Origin of the sequence: Kribbella antibiotica (genome assembly GCF_004349055.1) — a bacterium.
GTDB lineage: Bacteria > Actinomycetota > Actinomycetes > Propionibacteriales > Kribbellaceae > Kribbella > Kribbella antibiotica.
The window spans coordinates 42332-59611 of record NZ_SMKX01000007.1; the positions used below are offsets into that span (position 1 = coordinate 42332).

Here is a 17280-nt window from a genome sequence, read left to right on the forward strand (position 1 = left end):
GTCGCTCGGGCTAGTTGTGACACTGTCACCTGTTATGACGTCAGCGCATGCCGTCCCACCCAGTACCTCGGCCACCCACAACGAGCCTGTCGTGAGCGGCGGGTCGTTCTTCACCTCGTTCGAGTCCGGGCAGCCGCAGCCCGGCTACACCGATATCGCCGAGAAGGCCGACGGGGTCCAGGGCCCGACGCCGACCGGGATCGGCGGCAGCGAGATGGACAAGGTCACCAAGGTGACCGCGAGCGGCGAGAACACCGGCGGCGGCGAGATCGCCTCCAACGTCGCCGACGGGGACAAGTTCACCAAGTGGCTCGTCTTCACCAATGTCGGCTGGGTGAACTACGAGACCTCAGCCCCGGTCGTGATCAAGAAGTACGCGCTCACCTCGGCCAACGACGCCGAGGACCGCGACCCGCAGGACTGGACCGTGCAGGGCTCGAACAACGGCACCGACTGGACCGTGCTCGACACGCAGACCGGTCAGAGCTTCGAGAACCGGTTCCAGACCAAGGAATTCAGTTTCGCGAACGACACGGCGTACAAGTTCTTCAAGCTGGACGTCACGCGCAACCACGGCGAGGACATCGTCCAGCTCGCCGACTGGTACCTGTCGAACGGCGCCCCGCTGCCGCCTCCTGGTGAAGCCGCCGAGTCGCGCCTGGATTCGGGCCCGACCAGCGCCTACAACGCTCGCGCGCGGGTCGGTTTCACCGGCGTGAAGTCGTTCCGGTTCGCCGGTCACCAGACCACCGAGGGCCGCGGCTACACCTGGAACAAGATCTCGGACGTCGACCTCAAGGTCGGCCGGGACACCCGGTTGTCGTACAAGATCTTCCCCGAGCACATCGAGGGCGACCTCAGCTACCCGAGCACCTACACCGCGATCGACCTGTTGTTCTCCGACGGGACGTACCTGAGCGACCTGAAGGCCAAGGACCACCACGGCTTCGGGCTCAGCCCGCGCGGTCAGGGCGACTCCAAGAGCCTTTCCACGAACCAGTGGAACAACATCGAGGCCGACCTCGGTAAGGTCGCGGGCGGCAAAACGATCAAGCGGATCCTGATCGGCTACGACAAGCCGACCGGGCCGGCCGACTTCCGCGGCTGGGTGGACGACATCCGGATCGCCGGGGCCATCAACCCCGACGACGCGGCTGCCCGCACGGCGGCCAAGCACCCGTCCGACCTCGCGCTGACCACGCGTGGCACCAACGCGACCGGTGGGTTCTCGCGCGGAAACAACTTCCCCGCGACCGCCGTACCGCACGGTTTCAATTTCTGGACTCCGGTGACGAACGCCGGCTCGCGCTCCTGGCTGTACGACTACGCCAAGGCGAACGACGCCGAGAACCGCCCGTCACTGCAGGCGCTGTCGATCAGCCACGAGCCCAGCCCGTGGATGGGTGACCGGCAGACCTTCCAGGTGATGCCGTCGACGGCCGCCACGCCGACCGCGAACCGTGCGGCCCGGGCGTGGACGTTCAGCCATGACAACGAGGTCGCCCGGCCGTACTACTACGGTGTCGAGTTCGACAATGGGAACGCCGCCGAGATCGCGCCGACCGACCACGCTGCGCTGCTGCGCTTCAGCTTCCCGAAGGGTGGCGCGTCGCTGGTCTTCGACAACGCGACCAACGAAGGCGGCCTGACGCTCGACCCGGAGACCGGTGTCGTCACTGGCTTCTCCGACGTGAAGAGCGGGCTGTCGACCGGCGCCGGCCGGCTGTTCGTGTATGGCGTCGTCGACCAGAAGGTCGCGTCGTCCGGCAAGCTGGCGAACGGTGGCGGCGCCAACGTCGGTGGCTACTTCGGCTTCGACCCGAAGGTCACCCAGGTGCAGCTGCGGCTCGCGACCTCGCTGATCAGCACTGAGCAGGCGCAGAAGAACCTCGAGATGGAGCTCCCGGCCGGCTCGAAGTTCGGCAAGGTGAAGGACGCGGCGCAGGCGCAATGGGACGCCAAGCTGCGCACGATCGAGGTCGAGGGTGCCACCACGGACCAGCTGACCACGCTCTACTCGAACCTCTACCGTCTGTTCCTCTACCCGAACAACGGTTCGGAGAACACCGGCACCAAGTCCAAGCCGGTCATCACCTACGCCTCGCCCACCTCGCCGAAGGTCGGCGCGGACACCCCGACCACGACCGGCTCGAAGATCGTGGCCGGTCAGACCTACGTGAACAACGGATTCTGGGACACCTACCGCACGGTGTGGCCGGCGTACTCGCTCTTCGCGCAGGACGAGGCGGCCGATCTGGTCAACGGCTTCGTCCAGCAGTACAAGGACGGCGGCTGGATCTCCCGCTGGTCCTCGCCGGGCTACGCCAACCTGATGGTCGGTACGTCGTCCGACGTGGCCTTCGCCGATGCCTACCTCAAGGGGATCAAGGGCATCGACGTACCGGCCATGTACGACGCCGCGGTCAAGAACGCGAGCGTCGTACCGCCGTCGGAGAACGTTGGTCGCAAGGGCATGGACCGGGCCACGTTCAACGGCTACACGGCCAACACCACCGGTGAGGGCTACAGCTGGTCGATGGACGGCTACATCAACGACTACGGCATCGCGAACCTGTCGAAGGCGTTGTACGACAAGGCCAAGAAGAGCGACCCGCGCAAGCAGGAGTACCTGGACAACTACAAGTACTTCCTGAACCGGGCCCGCAACTACGTCACGCTGTTCGACCCGACGCTGGGCTTCTTCCAGGGCAAGGGACCGGACGGGGTCTGGGGCACGTCGCCGGCGCAGTTCGACCCGCGCGACTGGGGTCACGACTACACCGAGACCAACGCGTGGAACATGGCCTTCTCGGCTCCGCAGGACGGCGCCGGAATCGCGGCCCTGTACGGCGGTCGCGACGGGCTGGCGAAGAAGCTCGACGAGTTCTTCGCGACTCCCGAGGACGCGCTGCACCCCGGCGGTTACGGCGGCACGATCCACGAGATGCTCGAAGCACGCGACGTACGGATGGGTCAGTACGGGCACAGCAACCAGCCGTCGCACCACATCACCTACATGTACGACTTCGCCGGTCAGCCCTGGAAGACGCAGGCGCTCGTCCGCGAGGCCGTGTCGCGGCTCTACCTGGGCTCGGAGATCGGCCAGGGCTACCCGGGTGACGAGGACAACGGTGAGATGTCCGCCTGGTACCTGTTCAGCGCGCTCGGCTTCTACCCCCTGCAGGTGGGTTCGCCGACGTACGCGATCGGTTCACCGCTGTTCAAGAAGGCGACCGTCCGGCTGCCACACGGCAAGAAGCTGGTGGTCAGCGCTCCGGACAACAGCGCGAAGAACGTCTACGTGAAGGGCGTCCGGATCAACGGCAAGAAGTGGACGTCGACCAACCTGCCGCACGACCTGATCGCCAGCGGCGGCAAGATCGAGTTCGAGATGACGGACAAGCCGTCCACCTGGGGCTCGGGTCGCAACTCCGCGCCGCCGTCGATCACCACCCCCGGCGAGGACCCGACCACCTGGCGGGACTCCACCTCCGACGAGGGTGCGGTCGTCACTGCGGACGGCGCTGACGTCGCTGCCCTGACCGACAACAACGCCAAGACGCAGGTGACCCTCACTGGCGCCAAGCCCACCGTCACCGTCGCCCTCCAGCAGGGCCGGCCGGTCGGCATGTACACGCTGACCAACGGAGCCACCGGTACGGCGCCTGCCAGCTGGGTGCTGGAAGGGTCCAACGACGGCACGACCTGGGCAACCGTTGACCAACGGACCGGGGTCACCTGGCCCTGGACGTCGTACACGCGGTCGTTCAGCGTCAAGTCGCCGAAGGCCTACACGCAGTACCGCCTGGTGCTGACGCCCGCCGACGCGACGGGCGTGACCCTGGCCGAGTTCGAACTGCTCGGCACACTGAAGGGCATCGAGACCGGCACACATCCGAGCGACAAGCGGATCGCCGAGACCCGCCCGAGCCCGACACCCTCGCAGTCGATCGACCGCAACTACGGCTGATCCGAGTCGCCGGTTCCTGCGCTACTTGTGGCTGCAGGAACCGGCGAACTTCAGCAAGGTCTTCTCGTCCCAGCCGAGGTTCACTGCGCCGTCGGTCACCACAATGACGCGCGGGCCGGTCTTTTCCTGCCGGACGAAAACTTCTGTGCGCCCGTCGTAGGCACTCTTGCCGGTACTCACGGCTTCCTTGGTGCCGGCCATGACGTGCGGCAGCTCCGACCACGGTTCGCTGTACTTGTCCGGTATCAGCCCGTGGCCCTCGTCCCGCATCGTCGCCCAGCGCAACCTGATCTGGTACGTGTATTCGCGGTACTGCTCGGGGTTGCTCAGGTTGGGGTCGGAAAGCTCGACCTGCTCGTCGTCGCCCCTGAGGAGCAGCTTGGTCGTCCATCCCTTGGGGACCAGGTCGCACGTGAGCCGACCCGGGAACTGCGTGGTCCTGGCCACCAACTCCACCGGTACGGCGGGTTTCGGGGGCAGCGGGCCAGTCGGCCGGCCAGGTGGGTGATCGGTGGTCGGCTGCGGGGTGGGCGTTGTGGTCGTCGCGACCTGCGGCTGGGTGTTCGCCGCTGAGAGCCCCGGCAGGAGGGCCCAGCCGACGCCGATCACGGCGGCGGTCGCCGCGGCTCCGGCGCCGATCCCGGTGATCCGGCGGCGTCGTACGGCGCGCCGGCCGCGGTCGAGGTCGCCGGTCAGGTCGGCGTCGGTGAGGGCGGGCTCCTGGCCCGCGGCGTCGTCGAGCAGGGACTTGAGGTCGGTCATCGCAGGCTCTCCATCGTCTCGAGGGGTTCGTGCAGGAGATCGCGCATCGTCGCGAGGGCGCGGGACGTCTGGGACTTGACCGTGCCTTCGGTGCAGCCCATCAGCTCTGCGGTGGTCCGGACGTCGAAGTCGCGGAAGAACCGCAGCACGACCACGGCATGCTGCCGACGGGGCAGCTTGGCGAGCACGGCCAGCACCGTCAACCGGTCCGCCGGATCCGCGCCGGTCGGGGGCGAGGCGTCGTACAGGCGTTCGGTCGTGGCCTCCCGGTGGCGCCACATCCGCTTCCGTTCGTCGAGGAAGGCGTTGACCAGGATGCGGTGGGCATACCGCTCTGCGCCTTCGTCCCGCCGGACCTTCGCCCAGTGCACGTAGAGCTTGGTCAGCGCGACCTGCACCAGATCTTCGGCCCAATGGTCGTCCCCCGAGGCCAGCAGCCGCGCGGTCCTGAGCATTCGGCCGCGATGTGCGCTCACATACTCGAGGAACTCCGCTTCGCGATCGCTCACGGTCTGCCCTCCCTTCGTCGGTGATCTCACCCTGCATCTACTGGGTGCACCCCGAAGGAGGTTGCAAAGCCATCGGGCGGCGACCGTCGTCCGGTCGCCGCCCGTTCTGGTCCACCCGGCGGAGCCTGCCCCTGAGAGGTTCCGCCGGAAATTGAGGAGGGGTGGCGGTCCCCGCCCGGACTGCCACCCCTTCACCCCTATCGACGGCCGGAATCGCCGGAGGGTTGCCTACCGATCCAAAAAGTCCACATCGCGGACAAACTGCCGTCGTCAGCCCGTCCAGCGGCCGGTGAAGAAGCCGGCGGCCCAGATCGCGGCCAGCGGGATCGCGATGGCGAGGTAGAAGCGGCCGAGCCAGCGATGTCGGTGAACGAGGACGGCCAAGCCGATCCAGAGCGGCCACCACAGCAGGGTCGCCCGGGTGAGCGAGTAGATCCAGAACGACGTACAGAAGGCGCCGACGGTGGCGGCGATCCAGGCGGCCTCACCCCAGGAACGGCGCCAGAGCAGCCAGGCGAGCAACAGCAGGCCGATCACCAGCGTGACGAGCTCAGCCCGGAACATCCAGGTCCAGTCGCTGCGCTCCCCCGGGAAATGGCCTCGGGAGGCGGCTTCCCAGGTGTGGATGATCGAGTCCCACGGCCAGGTGAACTCGCGCGCCCAGCCCTTCTCCTGCGCCTCCTGCCAGGCGAACCAGGAGCCGTAGACCTCCTTCAGGTACGCCATGTAGCCGACGACTGGGATCGCCGGCAGCGCCAGCCAGGGAGCCGACGGCCAATCCCGCTTCTTCGAGGTGATGAACTCGACGATCAGCGCGCACGCCAGGAAAATCCCCGAGACCCGGACCGTTGCCGCCAGCGCAACGAACAGCGCAGCCCGCGCCCATCGGCCCTGTCTTGCGGCTAACCAGGCTGGGAAGGCGAACGCGCAGAACAGCGCCTCGGTGTACCCAGCCGCGAGGAACACTCCGACCGGAGCGCCGTACCAGACCACTGCGGCATTTGGGCCGAGTCCCTTGAGCTCGGGGAACTCGTACTGCGCCAGTCGCGCGAGGTAGACGCCCGCGACCGCGCTCGCCACGGCGGACACCGCGATGCCGGCACCGAAGTACCCGATCCCTGACCACTGCACGATGTGAACGAGCAGGGGGAAGCCGGGGAAGAACGCCGCCAGCGGAGCCTGCGAGGGCTCACCATGCGTGTAGCCGAACTCCGCGAGCGCCTTCAGGTGCCAGACATCCCACTGCACCCAGGCCCGCTTGACATCCGGATAGTCGGACCCGCGGTTGAAGAGCAGCGGCGCCGAGACCGAGAGCACGAACAGCCCGACCCGAGTGGCAAGCCACCACCCGAGCACCTCCCGCGTCATCGCCGCCGGCAACCACCGCCGCAGCCCGACCCCGTCCACCCGCGCCCGTCGCGCGCGCCCTACCCGTGTCGGGGTCGGCGTCTGCGGGGGCGGGGCGGCTGGACTACTGGCCACCGCCGCCGGGGTTCTCCGGATTCTCCGGGTCACCGCCCGGTGGAGTGAAGGTCGGCCAGCCGGGTGTCCTGGTCGGCGTCTTCGTCGGGGTGCTGGTCGGCGGGCCGGACGGGGTGTTGCTCGGTGTCTTCGTCGGGGTGCCGGTCGGCGGGCCGGACGGGGTGTTGGTCGGCGTGCTCGACGGCGTGCTGGTCGGGGTCTTCGACGGGATGACCGGATCCTCGAAGTCGTCGGTCTCCTTGACGTCCGCGAACGGCGTGTCCTTCCCGTCGAGGGACGGGGACGTCTTCATGTACTCGAGCCAGGTCTTCAGCGGCCAGTTACCACCGAAGAACGCGTCGTCCTTCGAGTACGGGTCGAGGTCGGACTCACCGTCCTTACCCGCCCGGTAGACCACCGAGGTCGAAAGGTCCGGTGTGTATCCGGTCCACCAGGACGTCAGGGTGTCGCCGCCGGCCAGACAGCCGTTGCACTTCTTGTCCTCGGCGCGGTGCTCGGCCGCAACGCCACCGGCGGTACCGGTCTTGCCAGCCACCGGGCGGTCGAGGTCCTTGGCGCCCTCACCGGTGCCCTTCTTGACGACGTCGACCAGGATGTCGTTGACCTGCGCGGCGAGGTCCGGGGGAAAGGCTTGGGTTTCCTTCAGCTTCTCGTCGGTGAAGATGACCTTGCCGTCGTGGTCGGTGATGCTCTTGATCGTGTGCAGCTCGACCTGTTTGCCACCGGCGGCGAAGGTCGCGTAGGCGTTGGCCATGTCGACCGCGGACGCGTACGGGTCCGGACCGAGCACGGTGGACGGGTTGTTCCGGCCGTCCTCGAGGTACTTGCCCTTCGGGATACCGGCCGCCTCCGCGGCGGTGACGAGCTTGTCCGGCCCGTCCGTCATCTGCTTGTCGACCAGGTCGTAGAAGGCGGTGTTGATCGATTCCTGGGTCGCCATCCGCAGACCGACCGGACCGTAGTCATGGTTGAACTCGTTGTTGAGTTCCTGACCCTGGATCTCGATCGGGCTGTTGCCCTGCAGTTGCGTACCCATCGTCCAGCCGTCCTGGAGCGCTGCGGCCACCGCGAACGGTTTGAACGACGACCCGGGGCGGGCCTTGGAGGTGGCCCAGTTCAACTGGCTCTTCAGATAGTCCGGGCCGCCGTACATCGCGATCAGCCGACCGGTACCGGGTTTCACCGCCGCCATGCCGACGTGCAGGCCGTCCCGCTTCTTCGGCAACTCGTTCTCGGCCGCATTGACCATCTTCTGCTGTTCTTTGGAGTCGAAGGTCGCGACAACCGTGTACCCACCACTGGTGATCTGGTTCTCGGTGTAGCCGCGGCGCAGCAGTTCCTTCTTCACCATGTCGAGCAGGAAGCCCTTCGGGCCCCGGTACTTGTTGTTCTTCTCCGGCTTGTTGATCTTCGGCAGCGCTTTCGCGAACTTCGTCTGGTCAGCCTCAGTGATCGTGCCGCTCAGCCGCATCCCGTCGAGGACGTAGCGGTACCGCTCGAGGATCCGCTTGTGGTTCGCCTTGTTGTCGATGTCGAACAGCGTCGGGTTGTTCAGCACCGTGGCCAGGAAGGCGGCCTGCGGGACGGTCAGCTTGTTCGGGTCGGGGGTCTTGAAGTACGCCTGCCCAGCGGCCGAGACGCCGTACGCACCCTCACCGAAGTAGATGGTGTTGAGGTAGCCCTCGAGGGTCTCGCTCTTGTCCTGCTGGCGGCTCAGCTTGGTCGCGATGAACAGTTCCTTGAACTTGCGGGACGCCGTGCGGTCCTGGTTCAGGTACATGATCTTCACGTACTGCTGGGTGATCGTCGAACCACCCTGCAACTGCTCGCCCTTGGCGATGTTGAAAGCCGCTCGGGCCATGCCGGTCGGCGAGATGCCGGGGTTGGTCCAGAAGGTCCGGTCCTCGGCGGCCAGGATCGCGTCCTGGACCCGCTTCGGGATCTGCTTCAACGGGACCGAGGTCCGGTTCTGGTCGTAGAACCGGCCGAGCTGCGCCCCGTCGGCGAACTTCACCGTCGTGGTGTTGGCCTCGAACTCCTTGTTGACGTCCGGGATCTCGGTCCGCTGGTAAATGATGAAGAACGCCGCGGTACCGGCGATGATGCCGAGGAATCCCAGCGCGAGCAGCCAGCCGAGAACGCGCAGCGCCCAGTGCCTCTTGACCCGACCAGGCTTGGAGGCCTTGCGCGCCGGGGCGGCCTTTCTACGAGCTTCACTCACTGTGCAATCCTCGACGATCTCGCGGAAGTCATTGCCCCACAGACTACGGCGGGTGTGGTAACGGGCCCGAATCCGCTCCGGAGGCTACCAAGTCAGGAGTTCCGGGGCGAATCATCCGATGACATGCGGCGCCAGGAACGTCACAGCGAGTAACGCTGCGGGGAAACAGGCCAGGAACATGGTGAACGTGTAGCCCATGATGTCGCGGGCCTTGAGCCCCAAAATAGCGAGCGTCGGCAACATCCAGAACGGCTGCAACAGGTTCGCGCTCGCCTCACCGAGGTCGTAGACGATGACCATCCAGCCTGCGTCGACCTTGAGTTCATTGGCCGCCTGCAGCACGTACGGCGCCTCGATGACCCACTTGCTGCCACCACTCGGCACGAAGATTCCGAGGATGCACGAGTAGATCGCCACCAGCGGCGGGAACAGGAACTGACTACTTGCCTGCACCAACCAGCCGGCCAGGCGGGCGGAGATGCCGGTATACGCGATCATTCCGAAAATGCCGCCGTACAAGGGGAACTGGAGCAGTACGCCGGCCGCCGCGGGAGCGCCGTCGCGCACTGCGCGCGCCATCCGCCACGGTCGCCAATGTAATAGGAGGGCGAGCAGAAACAGGATCAGGTTGACGGTGTTGAGATCCAGCGCACTGACGAAGCTCTTGCCGTCGAAGTAGCGGATCAGATACATCACACCGAGCGCGACGATGAACAGACTCAACAGTGGCGAATGCTCAAGCCAGTCACCCGGCCGGCGCTTCGCGCTCTCCTCGTGCTGACCGTTGGCTCCACTCTTCTTATAGGGGGATCCACGCCCGACAAGGGGTTTGAGCTCGACCCCGAGATCGCCCGCGGTCCGCGCACTGCCCTCACCCGGTGCGATGAACCACGCCATCACCACACCTACGACGTACACGAAAAGCGTTGCCAGCAAGGCCTGCCAGGTGAAGATCGTGTCGCTCAGCGGAATCAGACCACTCGCGCGACCGCCTGCCTTGATGACCTCCTGGACCGGCGCCGGACTGCTGCTCGCACTGGCAACCTGCAGCGCCGCAGAACCCGACAATCCTTGTGCCCACACCGTTCCGAGCCCGAGGAACGCCATCGCGCCCAACGCGCGGTAGTCGGCCTTCGGCACATTCCGCGCCACCTCGCGCGCCAGGATCGCGGCGAAGATGAGGCTGAACGCCCAGTTCAGGTACGACGCGAGCATCGCGACCGCGGCCACGAACGCCACCGCGCTCCGCGGGTTCTTCGGGATCCGCGCCAACCGCGTGATCAGCCGCGCGACCGGTCCGCTGGTGGCGACGGCGTACCCGCCGATGATGATCATCGCCATCTGCAGCGTGAACGTGATGAGGCTCCAGAACCCGATGCCCCAGGCATCGACCATCCCGAACCCCTTGGTCGCGGCCGGATCATCCGGGCGCTTGAGCAACGGCTCACCGGTCACCAGCCCGAACAGCAGCACCACGAAGGTGCCGACCAGCACGAAGCCGAAGGCGTCCGGCAACCACTTCTCGGTGAAGGCGGTGAACCGCAGCGCCACCCGGGCCAGCGGGGTCTCGGCCTCGAGCTCGTGCTTGGCGTGCTTTCCGTGGTCGGTCATGACGCTGTGCTCCTGGATCGCGACGCTGGGTGTCACCCGATTAACGCAGATCGGCGCCTGACGTAACAGCTTCCTCGGCGCGCGCCCCGTGATGACTCAGTCGGGAGGTGACAAAGCTGACCTTTGTCATGAGTTGTCCACAGGTCGGAGCTCTGCTTACAGTGGCGGAGCGATGTATCGAACCGATACATCAGGTTCTGACAAACTGGATCGAGGAGGTGGGTCATGGGAAACCGCAGTGGAGTCCTGGAGCTCGCCGTACTCGGTCTGCTGCACGAAGCGCCGATGCACGGTTACGAGCTCCGCAAGCGCGTCAACGCCCAGTTCGGCTGGGGACGCGTGCTGTCGTTCGGATCGCTCTACCCGTGCCTGAAGGTGATGCTCCGCAACGGCCTGATCACCGCCGACCCCGGTACGCCGGAGTCCGGGCGCAGGCCGAAGATCGTCTACACGATCACCGCCGACGGCAAGGACCACTTCGCGCACGCCATGCACGATGCGGGTCCGTCGGCCTGGGAGGACGACACGTTCGGTGTCCGGTTCTCGTTCTTCGGCCGGACCGATCCGGCTACCCGGCTGCGCATCCTCGAGGGCCGGCGCGCCCGGATGGAGGAGCGGCTGGCGAACTTCCGGGCCGCGATGAGCCGGACCGCGGAACGGGTCGACACCTACACCCTCGAGCTGCAACGGCACGGCCTGGAGTCGGCCGAGCGCGAGGTCCGCTGGCTGAACGAGCTGATCGACGGCGAGCGGCGTCAGCATTCCTCCCAACATCCCCCACCGCCTGACCAAGGAGATTCCAGATGACCTCGATCCGGGTAGCGATCGTCGGCGTCGGCAACTGCGCCAGCTCGCTCGTCCAGGGCGTGCACTACTACCGTGACGCGAAGCCTGAGGAGCGCGTCCCCGGTCTGATGCACGTCCAGTTCGGTGAGTACCACGTCCGCGACGTCGAGTTCGTCGCCGCGTTCGACGTCGACGGCAAGAAGGTCGGCCTCGACCTCGCCGACGCCATCGGCGCCAGCGAGAACAACACGATCAAGATCTGCGACGTGCCGCCGAGCGGGATCACCGTGCAGCGCGGTCACACCCTGGACGGTCTCGGCAAGTACTACCGCGAGACGATCACCGAGTCCGACGCGTCCCCCGTGGACGTAGTAGCTGCCCTGCGTGAGGCCCAGGTCGACGTACTGGTCTGCTACCTGCCGGTCGGTTCGGAGCAGGCGGCCAAGTTCTACGCCCAGTGCGCCATCGACGCGAACGTAGCGTTCGTCAACGCGCTCCCGGTCTTCATCGCCGGCACCAAGGAGTGGGCCGACAAGTTCACCGCCGCGGGCGTCCCGATCGTCGGCGACGACATCAAGTCGCAGATCGGCGCCACCATCACGCACCGCGTGCTGGCCAAGCTGTTCGAGGACCGCGGCGTCACCGTCGACCGGACCTACCAGCTGAACGTCGGCGGCAACATGGACTTCAAGAACATGCTGGAGCGCGACCGGCTGGAGTCCAAGAAGATCAGCAAGACCCAGTCCGTCACCTCGCAGCTGGTCGACGACATCGACCCGCGCAACGTGCACATCGGCCCGTCGGACTACGTGGCCTGGCTGGACGACCGCAAGTGGGCCTTCATCCGGCTCGAGGGCCGCAACTTCGGCGACGTCCCGCTGTCGCTGGAGTACAAGCTCGAGGTGTGGGACTCGCCGAACTCGGCCGGCATCATCATCGACGCGATCCGCGCGGTGAAGATCGCCAAGGACCGCGGCATCGGCGGCCCGATCCTGTCCGCGTCGTCGTACTTCATGAAGTCGCCGCCGGAGCAGTACGCCGACGACGTCTGCCGCGACCTGGTGGAGAAGTTCATCCGCGGTGAGGTCGAGCGCTAGGTTTTAAGGTATGCGGCTCCACGTGGGATGTGCTCAATGGACGCATCCCGCGTGGCCGCAACCGTCCCGCGACAAACTCGCGTCGTACGCGACGTGGGTGAACGCCGTCGAGGGCAACACCACCTTCTACGGGATCCCCGCGCGCTCGTCGGTGGAGAACTGGGCCGCGCAGACGCCGCCCGACTTCCGCTTCGTCATGAAGCTGCCGCAGACCATCACGCACGAACGTCGTCTGAGCGCCATCGCGGCCGAGTTCTACGCGTTTGCTGCCGCGGTCGAGCCGCTCGGTCTCCGCAATCACGCGATGTGGGTGCAACTCCCCGCATCGTTCGCGCCCGGCGACCTGGGCACACTGGCCGCCTTCCTGCGCGGCGCACCCCGCGAACACCGGTACGCCGTTGAGGTCCGCCACCGTGCGTTCTTCGACGATCCCCGCGTCGCGCAGCAGCTGGAATCCATCCTGGCCGAGACCGGGGCCGAGTGGGTCCCTTTCGACACCGGCACTCTGTTCGGCCGCCCCGCGAGCAGCCTGGCTGAACGTGATGCCTGGATGAAGAAACCCCGGGTCGCTCGCCGTGCCGTCGCGCTCACCGGTTTCCCCATCGTGCGCTACATCGGCCGCGACTCCGTCGACGAGACCGTCGAGGGGTGGACCTACCTCGTCGAGCTGGTGCACACCTGGCTCACCGAAGGCCGCTCGCCGACGATCTTCCTGCACACGCCGGACAACGCCGAGGCGCTCAACCTCGCTCGCCTCTTCCACAGCACTCTTCGGCAGCGGTTGCCCTTGCTGGAACCGCTGCCCGAGCCGGTCTCGCTCGAACCGCCCACGCTGTTCTGAGGGTTATCCACAGGAAGAAAGTTTCCTGCTGAACGCGAGGTGAATCCTCGTATCTTCTCTGCCGAGATTCGACCTCGGAGGAGAAACCCATGGAGCACGTCGAGACACCCCGGAGCACTGTCGCCGAGCATCGAGCCCGCGCAAAGATGCTAGTCGCGGAGCTGCAGCAGATCGCCGCTACCACCGACAATCCGGACGAGCGAGCCCGAATCCGGCGCTCCGCCGACTCTCTCATCCGCCTGGCGACGGCGTACCGGCCGTGAGCACCCGAGCTCTCACTCCGCCGGCCTCCCTCGAGGAGCTCCTGCTCCGCAGTGGATCGGCGGCGCTCGAGCTGTCCGGTGCGCAGCAGTCCGCCTGGAACGGCCGGATCGTCGAGTCGGACGGCGACGTCCTCGGCCTCGCCCACTGGGACGGCACGCTGCATCTCGACCGCGAGTCCATCCTCGACCCGGTCCGCGAGATGTATGCCCTGGCCGGCAAACACCACCCCACTCCGCACCTGGCCCGCTACCGCGAGGCCATCGCCACGATCCTCCACGAGCATTCGCACTTCCTCGGCCCCGACGGCGCAACCCAGGAGGCGGCCCGCGAGGGCTTCATCCGCCCCGGCAGCCGCCAACTCGAAGAAGGCGTAGCCGAGGCCTGGTCCCAGGCTCACCTCAACGAGTATCTGCACCGCCTAGGCATCGAGAAGGTTGCCCCCGGCATCGATTCTTTCCGGACCAACGGCCACTACGCCCCGTACGTCGCTGCCGTCCGGATGCTCACGTCAGATCTCGAATCGCGCGCTGCCCTGACCCCCGGCACAGTCCTCACCGCCCTCAACAACCAGACCGCCGAGCGCCAGTTCGACGTGCTCAGCACTCTCTACTACAACTCCACCCGCCTCCCCGAGCTGGAGCCCTCAGGTCCGCAAACCCGTCTCCACCTCGATTACCTGCTCCGCAAGCACCTGAGCACCCTCGACCCGCTCGTGCTCCAGCCGCACCCGCAAGCGACCGCCCGCGCCCAAGCCGTCACCCAGACCTTCCTCTCTCAGCTCCACACCGAAATCGCCCGAGCCGAGTCGCTCTACCCGCCCCATCCCACTCACACAGCGTTCGCCGGTATCGCTAGCCCCACCGCCACACCGCCACCCGCACCTGGCTCGACTGGGCTTGCTCCGAGGTCCCGGCCTGCGAGGAACCCATGTTCGATGAAGATCTGACTGCCCTGTCCACGACCGATCTGCTCGACTCGGTCGCGGGATACGTCTCCGTCGCCAATCGAGCCAACGTCCGCCAGTTCGAGGCGGCCCTCGTCTACGCCGACCGCTTCCACCCCGACAACACGCCCAACCGCCCCGGCCGCCGTTCGGCCGACGGGCGGGAGCGTTCCGTTGTGCTGGGCGGCGAGGGTTGTCCACCCATCGTCGAGTTCGCCATCACCGAGTTCGGGGTCATGCTCGGCGTTTCACCGCGCGTCGCCTCGAGCTACATCGGCAACGCCCTCGGCCTGCGCCATCGCTTCCCGTTCACCTGGGCGCGCGTCCTGTCCGGCGAAGCGACCGCCTGGAAGGCGGCCCGAATCGTCGCCGACTGCATCAATCTCAGCGAAGAAGCCGCCGCGTACGTCGATCGCCGGATCGCCGCGCTGATCGACTCGATCACGCCGTACCGGCTGGGCAAGATCGTGCGCGCAGCGAAGTATGCCGCCGATCCGGCCGGCGCTCGCGCGGAGGCTGATGCGCGAGCCCGCGAGCGTGGCGTGCATATCGGCCAGTCCGACGAGCACGGGACCAAGACCGTCTTCATCAAGGCCTCGGCCGGAGCCGTGAATCGGTATGACGCGACCATCGCCGGCATCGCGGAGGCGCTGAAGACCTTTGGCGACACCCGCGGTCTCCAATGTCGCCGAGCAACTGCCGTCGGCATCATCGCCGACCCCCGCTACACCGAGGAGCTCCTCGCCCAGGCCCGCGCTCACCAGTCGACGAGCACCGCGCTCCAGGTGCCCCCGCCCGCACCCGAGCCGGTCGACTTTGCGCCAGACGACGAAGCCGACCGCGACGCGCCGCATCCCAGCATCAGTGACTTGCCCGACCCACTCGATGCTCAGGCCCGGCTCACGGCTGAGCCCTGGAGCTCATCCCCCGCCCCGGATGACGGCGTACCGATGGATGCTGCCGCGCAGCGTGCGCTTGACGCGCGGCTTGCACAGGTCAAGCAGGATGCCTACTCGAAGACCGACAGTGAGCGTGCGTCCGGCCGCCCCGGTAAGACCGAGCTCTACGTTCACCTGACCGACTACACGCTCGCCACCGGCAGCGGCGTCCTGCGAGCCGAGGGCATCGGCCCGCTGATCGCCACCCAGCTTCACGAACTGATCGGCCACACCCCGTACGTCGTCAAGCCCGTGATCGATCTGCGCGAAGCGATCAGCGTCAATGCCTACGAGATCCCCGATCGGATCCGCGAGCGCGTCCGGCTCGCGCACCCCGTCGAGCTTTTCCCGTTCGGCACCCGCGAGACCCACCGCGACATCGATCTCGACCACATCACTGCCTACGATCCACTCGGACCACCGGGCCAGACCGCGACGGACAACCTTGCCCCGCTGGGAAGACTCAACCATCGGGTGAAGACGCATGCCCCGGGCTGGTCGGTACAGCGGATCAACCCGACAACGCTGGAGTGGACCACCCCGCACGGTTTCGTCTTCCACGTCGACCCGACTGGCACTCACCGGGTCTTCAAGGACGCGCCGGGTCCGTGATCGCGAGGGTACGGTGGCTGGATGGATCTGGTGCGAGACAGTGGCGAACTCAAGGCGGGACTGGTGGAATTGCGGCGGGAGTTGCACCGGGATCCTGAGGTGGGGTTGGTGTTGCCGCGGACCCAGGCCAGGGTGCTTGATGCCGTGGCCGGGTTGCCGTTGGAGGTTTCGACGGGGCGCGAGGTGACATCAGTAGTCGGCGTGCTGCGCGGTGGGCAGCCGGGGCCGACTGTGCTGCTGCGCGGGGATATGGATGCGCTGCCCGTGGTGGAGGAGACGGGGCTGGCCTATGCCTCGGAGAACGGGAACATGCATGCCTGCGGTCATGATCTGCACACGGCGGGACTGGTCGGCGCGGCGCAGTTGCTGAGTGCACATCGCGAGGAACTGCGCGGGAACGTCGTGTTCATGTTCCAGCCTGGTGAGGAAGGGCTGGGTGGCGCGGGGTACATGCTGCGGGAGGGATTGCTGGCGGCGAGCGGCGACAAGCCGATCGCGGCGTATGCCGTGCACGTGTGGGGCCTTGCCGCGAAGGGGATATTCGAGACCCGGCCGGGAACGATGATGGCGGGCTCGAACCAGCTGCACGTCACCGTCCATGGGCGTGGTGGGCATGGGTCGACTCCACATACGACAGCGGATCCGGTGCCAGTGGTGGCCGAGCTTGTCTCGGCGTTGCAGACGTATGTGACGCGGCGGGTCAGTGTGTTCGACCCGGTAGTCATCACAGTCACGCAGTTGTCGGCCGGCGTCGCGATCAACGTCATCCCGAACTCGGCGAAGCTCGGCGCGACGGTCCGGACGTTGTCGAACGAGACGCTCGCCCAGCTGTCACAGGAGTTGCCGGTGCTGGCGCAGTCGATCGCGGCAGCGCACGGGTGCACGGTCGATGCCAAACTCAACCTGCAATATCCGGTGACGATCAACGACGCCGATCGCACTCAGCACGCGATCGGCGAGCTGACCACGCTCTTCGGACCGGAGCATGTGCACCTCACGGCCAATCCGCAGATGGGGGCCGAGGACTTCTCGATGGTGCTGCAGGAGGTGCCGGGGACGTTCATCATGCTCGGTGCGCGCCCCGACGACGTACCGGCCGATGAGGCTCCGTCCAATCACTCGAGCATCGTGCGCTTCGATGACGATGTGCTTCCGATGCAGGCCGCGGCGCTGGCGCAGTTGGCCGTGTCGCATCTGACCTGACCTGCGGCTGGCCCACGCCAGATCTTGGCCAGCCGCAGGGG

Annotated in this window: 13 protein-coding genes; 8 read left to right on the forward strand and 5 right to left on the reverse strand. The window is 66.7% G+C overall.

Going from position 1 to position 17280, the window contains the following annotated elements; translation table 11 throughout:
* The first annotated feature begins 34 nt into the window (after positions 1–34).
* Entirely contained in the window at positions 35–3970 is a 3936-nt protein-coding gene (locus E1263_RS04030; protein WP_238161063.1) for a GH92 family glycosyl hydrolase, read from the forward strand.
* A gap of 21 nt (positions 3971–3991) precedes the next feature.
* Here E1263_RS04030 and E1263_RS04035 read toward each other — a convergent pair whose 3' ends face one another.
* The 5 genes from E1263_RS04035 to E1263_RS04055 all read right to left on the reverse strand — a co-directional run bounded on the left by E1263_RS04035 (position 3992) and on the right by E1263_RS04055 (position 10555).
* Positions 3992–4732: a hypothetical protein gene (locus E1263_RS04035; protein ID WP_132165469.1), complete on the reverse strand. Its 741-nt coding sequence runs from the start codon at positions 4730–4732 to the stop codon at positions 3992–3994.
* The gene (locus E1263_RS04040) at positions 4729–5241 is read right to left on the reverse strand and encodes a SigE family RNA polymerase sigma factor (protein ID WP_238161064.1); all 513 of its coding nucleotides are present in this window, start codon (positions 5239–5241) and stop codon (positions 4729–4731) included. The genes E1263_RS04035 and E1263_RS04040 overlap by 4 nt, the downstream gene beginning before the upstream one ends.
* A 270-nt stretch (positions 5242–5511) precedes the next feature.
* Entirely contained in the window at positions 5512–6609 is a 1098-nt protein-coding gene (locus tag E1263_RS04045; RefSeq protein ID WP_132165471.1) for a mannosyltransferase family protein, read from the reverse strand.
* 103 nt (positions 6610–6712) lie between these two features.
* Positions 6713–8944: a transglycosylase domain-containing protein gene (locus E1263_RS04050; RefSeq protein ID WP_132165473.1), complete on the reverse strand. Its 2232-nt coding sequence runs from the start codon at positions 8942–8944 to the stop codon at positions 6713–6715.
* 111 nt (positions 8945–9055) lie between these two features.
* The gene (locus tag E1263_RS04055) at positions 9056–10555 is read right to left on the reverse strand and encodes a short-chain fatty acid transporter (protein ID WP_132165475.1); all 1500 of its coding nucleotides are present in this window, start codon (positions 10553–10555) and stop codon (positions 9056–9058) included.
* A 225-nt stretch (positions 10556–10780) separates the two neighbouring features.
* Between E1263_RS04055 and E1263_RS04060 the strand changes: the two genes are divergently transcribed.
* The 7 genes from E1263_RS04060 (at position 10781) to E1263_RS04085 (ending at position 17239) form a co-directional block, all read left to right on the forward strand.
* A complete protein-coding gene (locus E1263_RS04060; RefSeq protein ID WP_132165477.1) occupies positions 10781–11362 on the forward strand; it encodes a PadR family transcriptional regulator in 582 nt (193 codons plus the stop codon).
* A complete protein-coding gene (locus E1263_RS04065) occupies positions 11359–12438 on the forward strand; it encodes an inositol-3-phosphate synthase (protein ID WP_132165479.1) in 1080 nt (359 codons plus the stop codon). The genes E1263_RS04060 and E1263_RS04065 overlap by 4 nt, the downstream gene beginning before the upstream one ends.
* A 10-nt stretch (positions 12439–12448) precedes the next feature.
* Entirely contained in the window at positions 12449–13279 is an 831-nt protein-coding gene (locus E1263_RS04070) for a DUF72 domain-containing protein (protein WP_132165481.1), read from the forward strand.
* Positions 13280–13368: 89 nt separating this feature from the next.
* The gene (locus E1263_RS42520) at positions 13369–13542 is read left to right on the forward strand and encodes a hypothetical protein (RefSeq protein WP_165956456.1); all 174 of its coding nucleotides are present in this window, start codon (positions 13369–13371) and stop codon (positions 13540–13542) included.
* The gene (locus E1263_RS04075) at positions 13539–14489 is read left to right on the forward strand and encodes a hypothetical protein (protein WP_132165483.1); all 951 of its coding nucleotides are present in this window, start codon (positions 13539–13541) and stop codon (positions 14487–14489) included. Before E1263_RS42520 ends, E1263_RS04075 begins: the two co-directional genes overlap by 4 nt.
* Positions 14471–16036, forward strand: a complete 1566-nt coding sequence (locus tag E1263_RS04080) for a hypothetical protein (protein ID WP_132165485.1) — start codon at positions 14471–14473, stop codon at positions 16034–16036. The genes E1263_RS04075 and E1263_RS04080 overlap by 19 nt, the downstream gene beginning before the upstream one ends.
* Before the next feature lie 21 nt (positions 16037–16057).
* Positions 16058–17239 carry a M20 metallopeptidase family protein gene (locus E1263_RS04085; RefSeq protein WP_132165487.1) on the forward strand — a complete coding sequence of 394 codons (1182 nt, stop codon included), beginning with the start codon at positions 16058–16060 and terminating at the stop codon, positions 17237–17239.
* The last annotated feature ends 41 nt before the right edge of the window (positions 17240–17280 follow it).

Coding starts and splice junctions, on each gene's coding strand:
- E1263_RS04080 (WP_132165485.1), top strand. CDS start 14,471: ATGTTCGATGAAGATCTGACTGCCCTGTCCACGACCGATCTGCTCGAC.
- E1263_RS04060 (WP_132165477.1), top strand. CDS start 10,781: ATGGGAAACCGCAGTGGAGTCCTGGAGCTCGCCGTACTCGGTCTGCTG.
- E1263_RS04065 (WP_132165479.1), top strand. CDS start 11,359: ATGACCTCGATCCGGGTAGCGATCGTCGGCGTCGGCAACTGCGCCAGC.
- E1263_RS42520 (WP_165956456.1), top strand. CDS start 13,369: ATGGAGCACGTCGAGACACCCCGGAGCACTGTCGCCGAGCATCGAGCC.
- E1263_RS04045 (WP_132165471.1), bottom strand. CDS start 6,609: ATGACGCGGGAGGTGCTCGGGTGGTGGCTTGCCACTCGGGTCGGGCTG.
- E1263_RS04055 (WP_132165475.1), bottom strand. CDS start 10,555: ATGACCGACCACGGAAAGCACGCCAAGCACGAGCTCGAGGCCGAGACC.
- E1263_RS04030 (WP_238161063.1), top strand. CDS start 35: ATGACGTCAGCGCATGCCGTCCCACCCAGTACCTCGGCCACCCACAAC.
- E1263_RS04035 (WP_132165469.1), bottom strand. CDS start 4,732: ATGACCGACCTCAAGTCCCTGCTCGACGACGCCGCGGGCCAGGAGCCC.
- E1263_RS04085 (WP_132165487.1), top strand. CDS start 16,058: ATGGATCTGGTGCGAGACAGTGGCGAACTCAAGGCGGGACTGGTGGAA.
- E1263_RS04070 (WP_132165481.1), top strand. CDS start 12,449: ATGCGGCTCCACGTGGGATGTGCTCAATGGACGCATCCCGCGTGGCCG.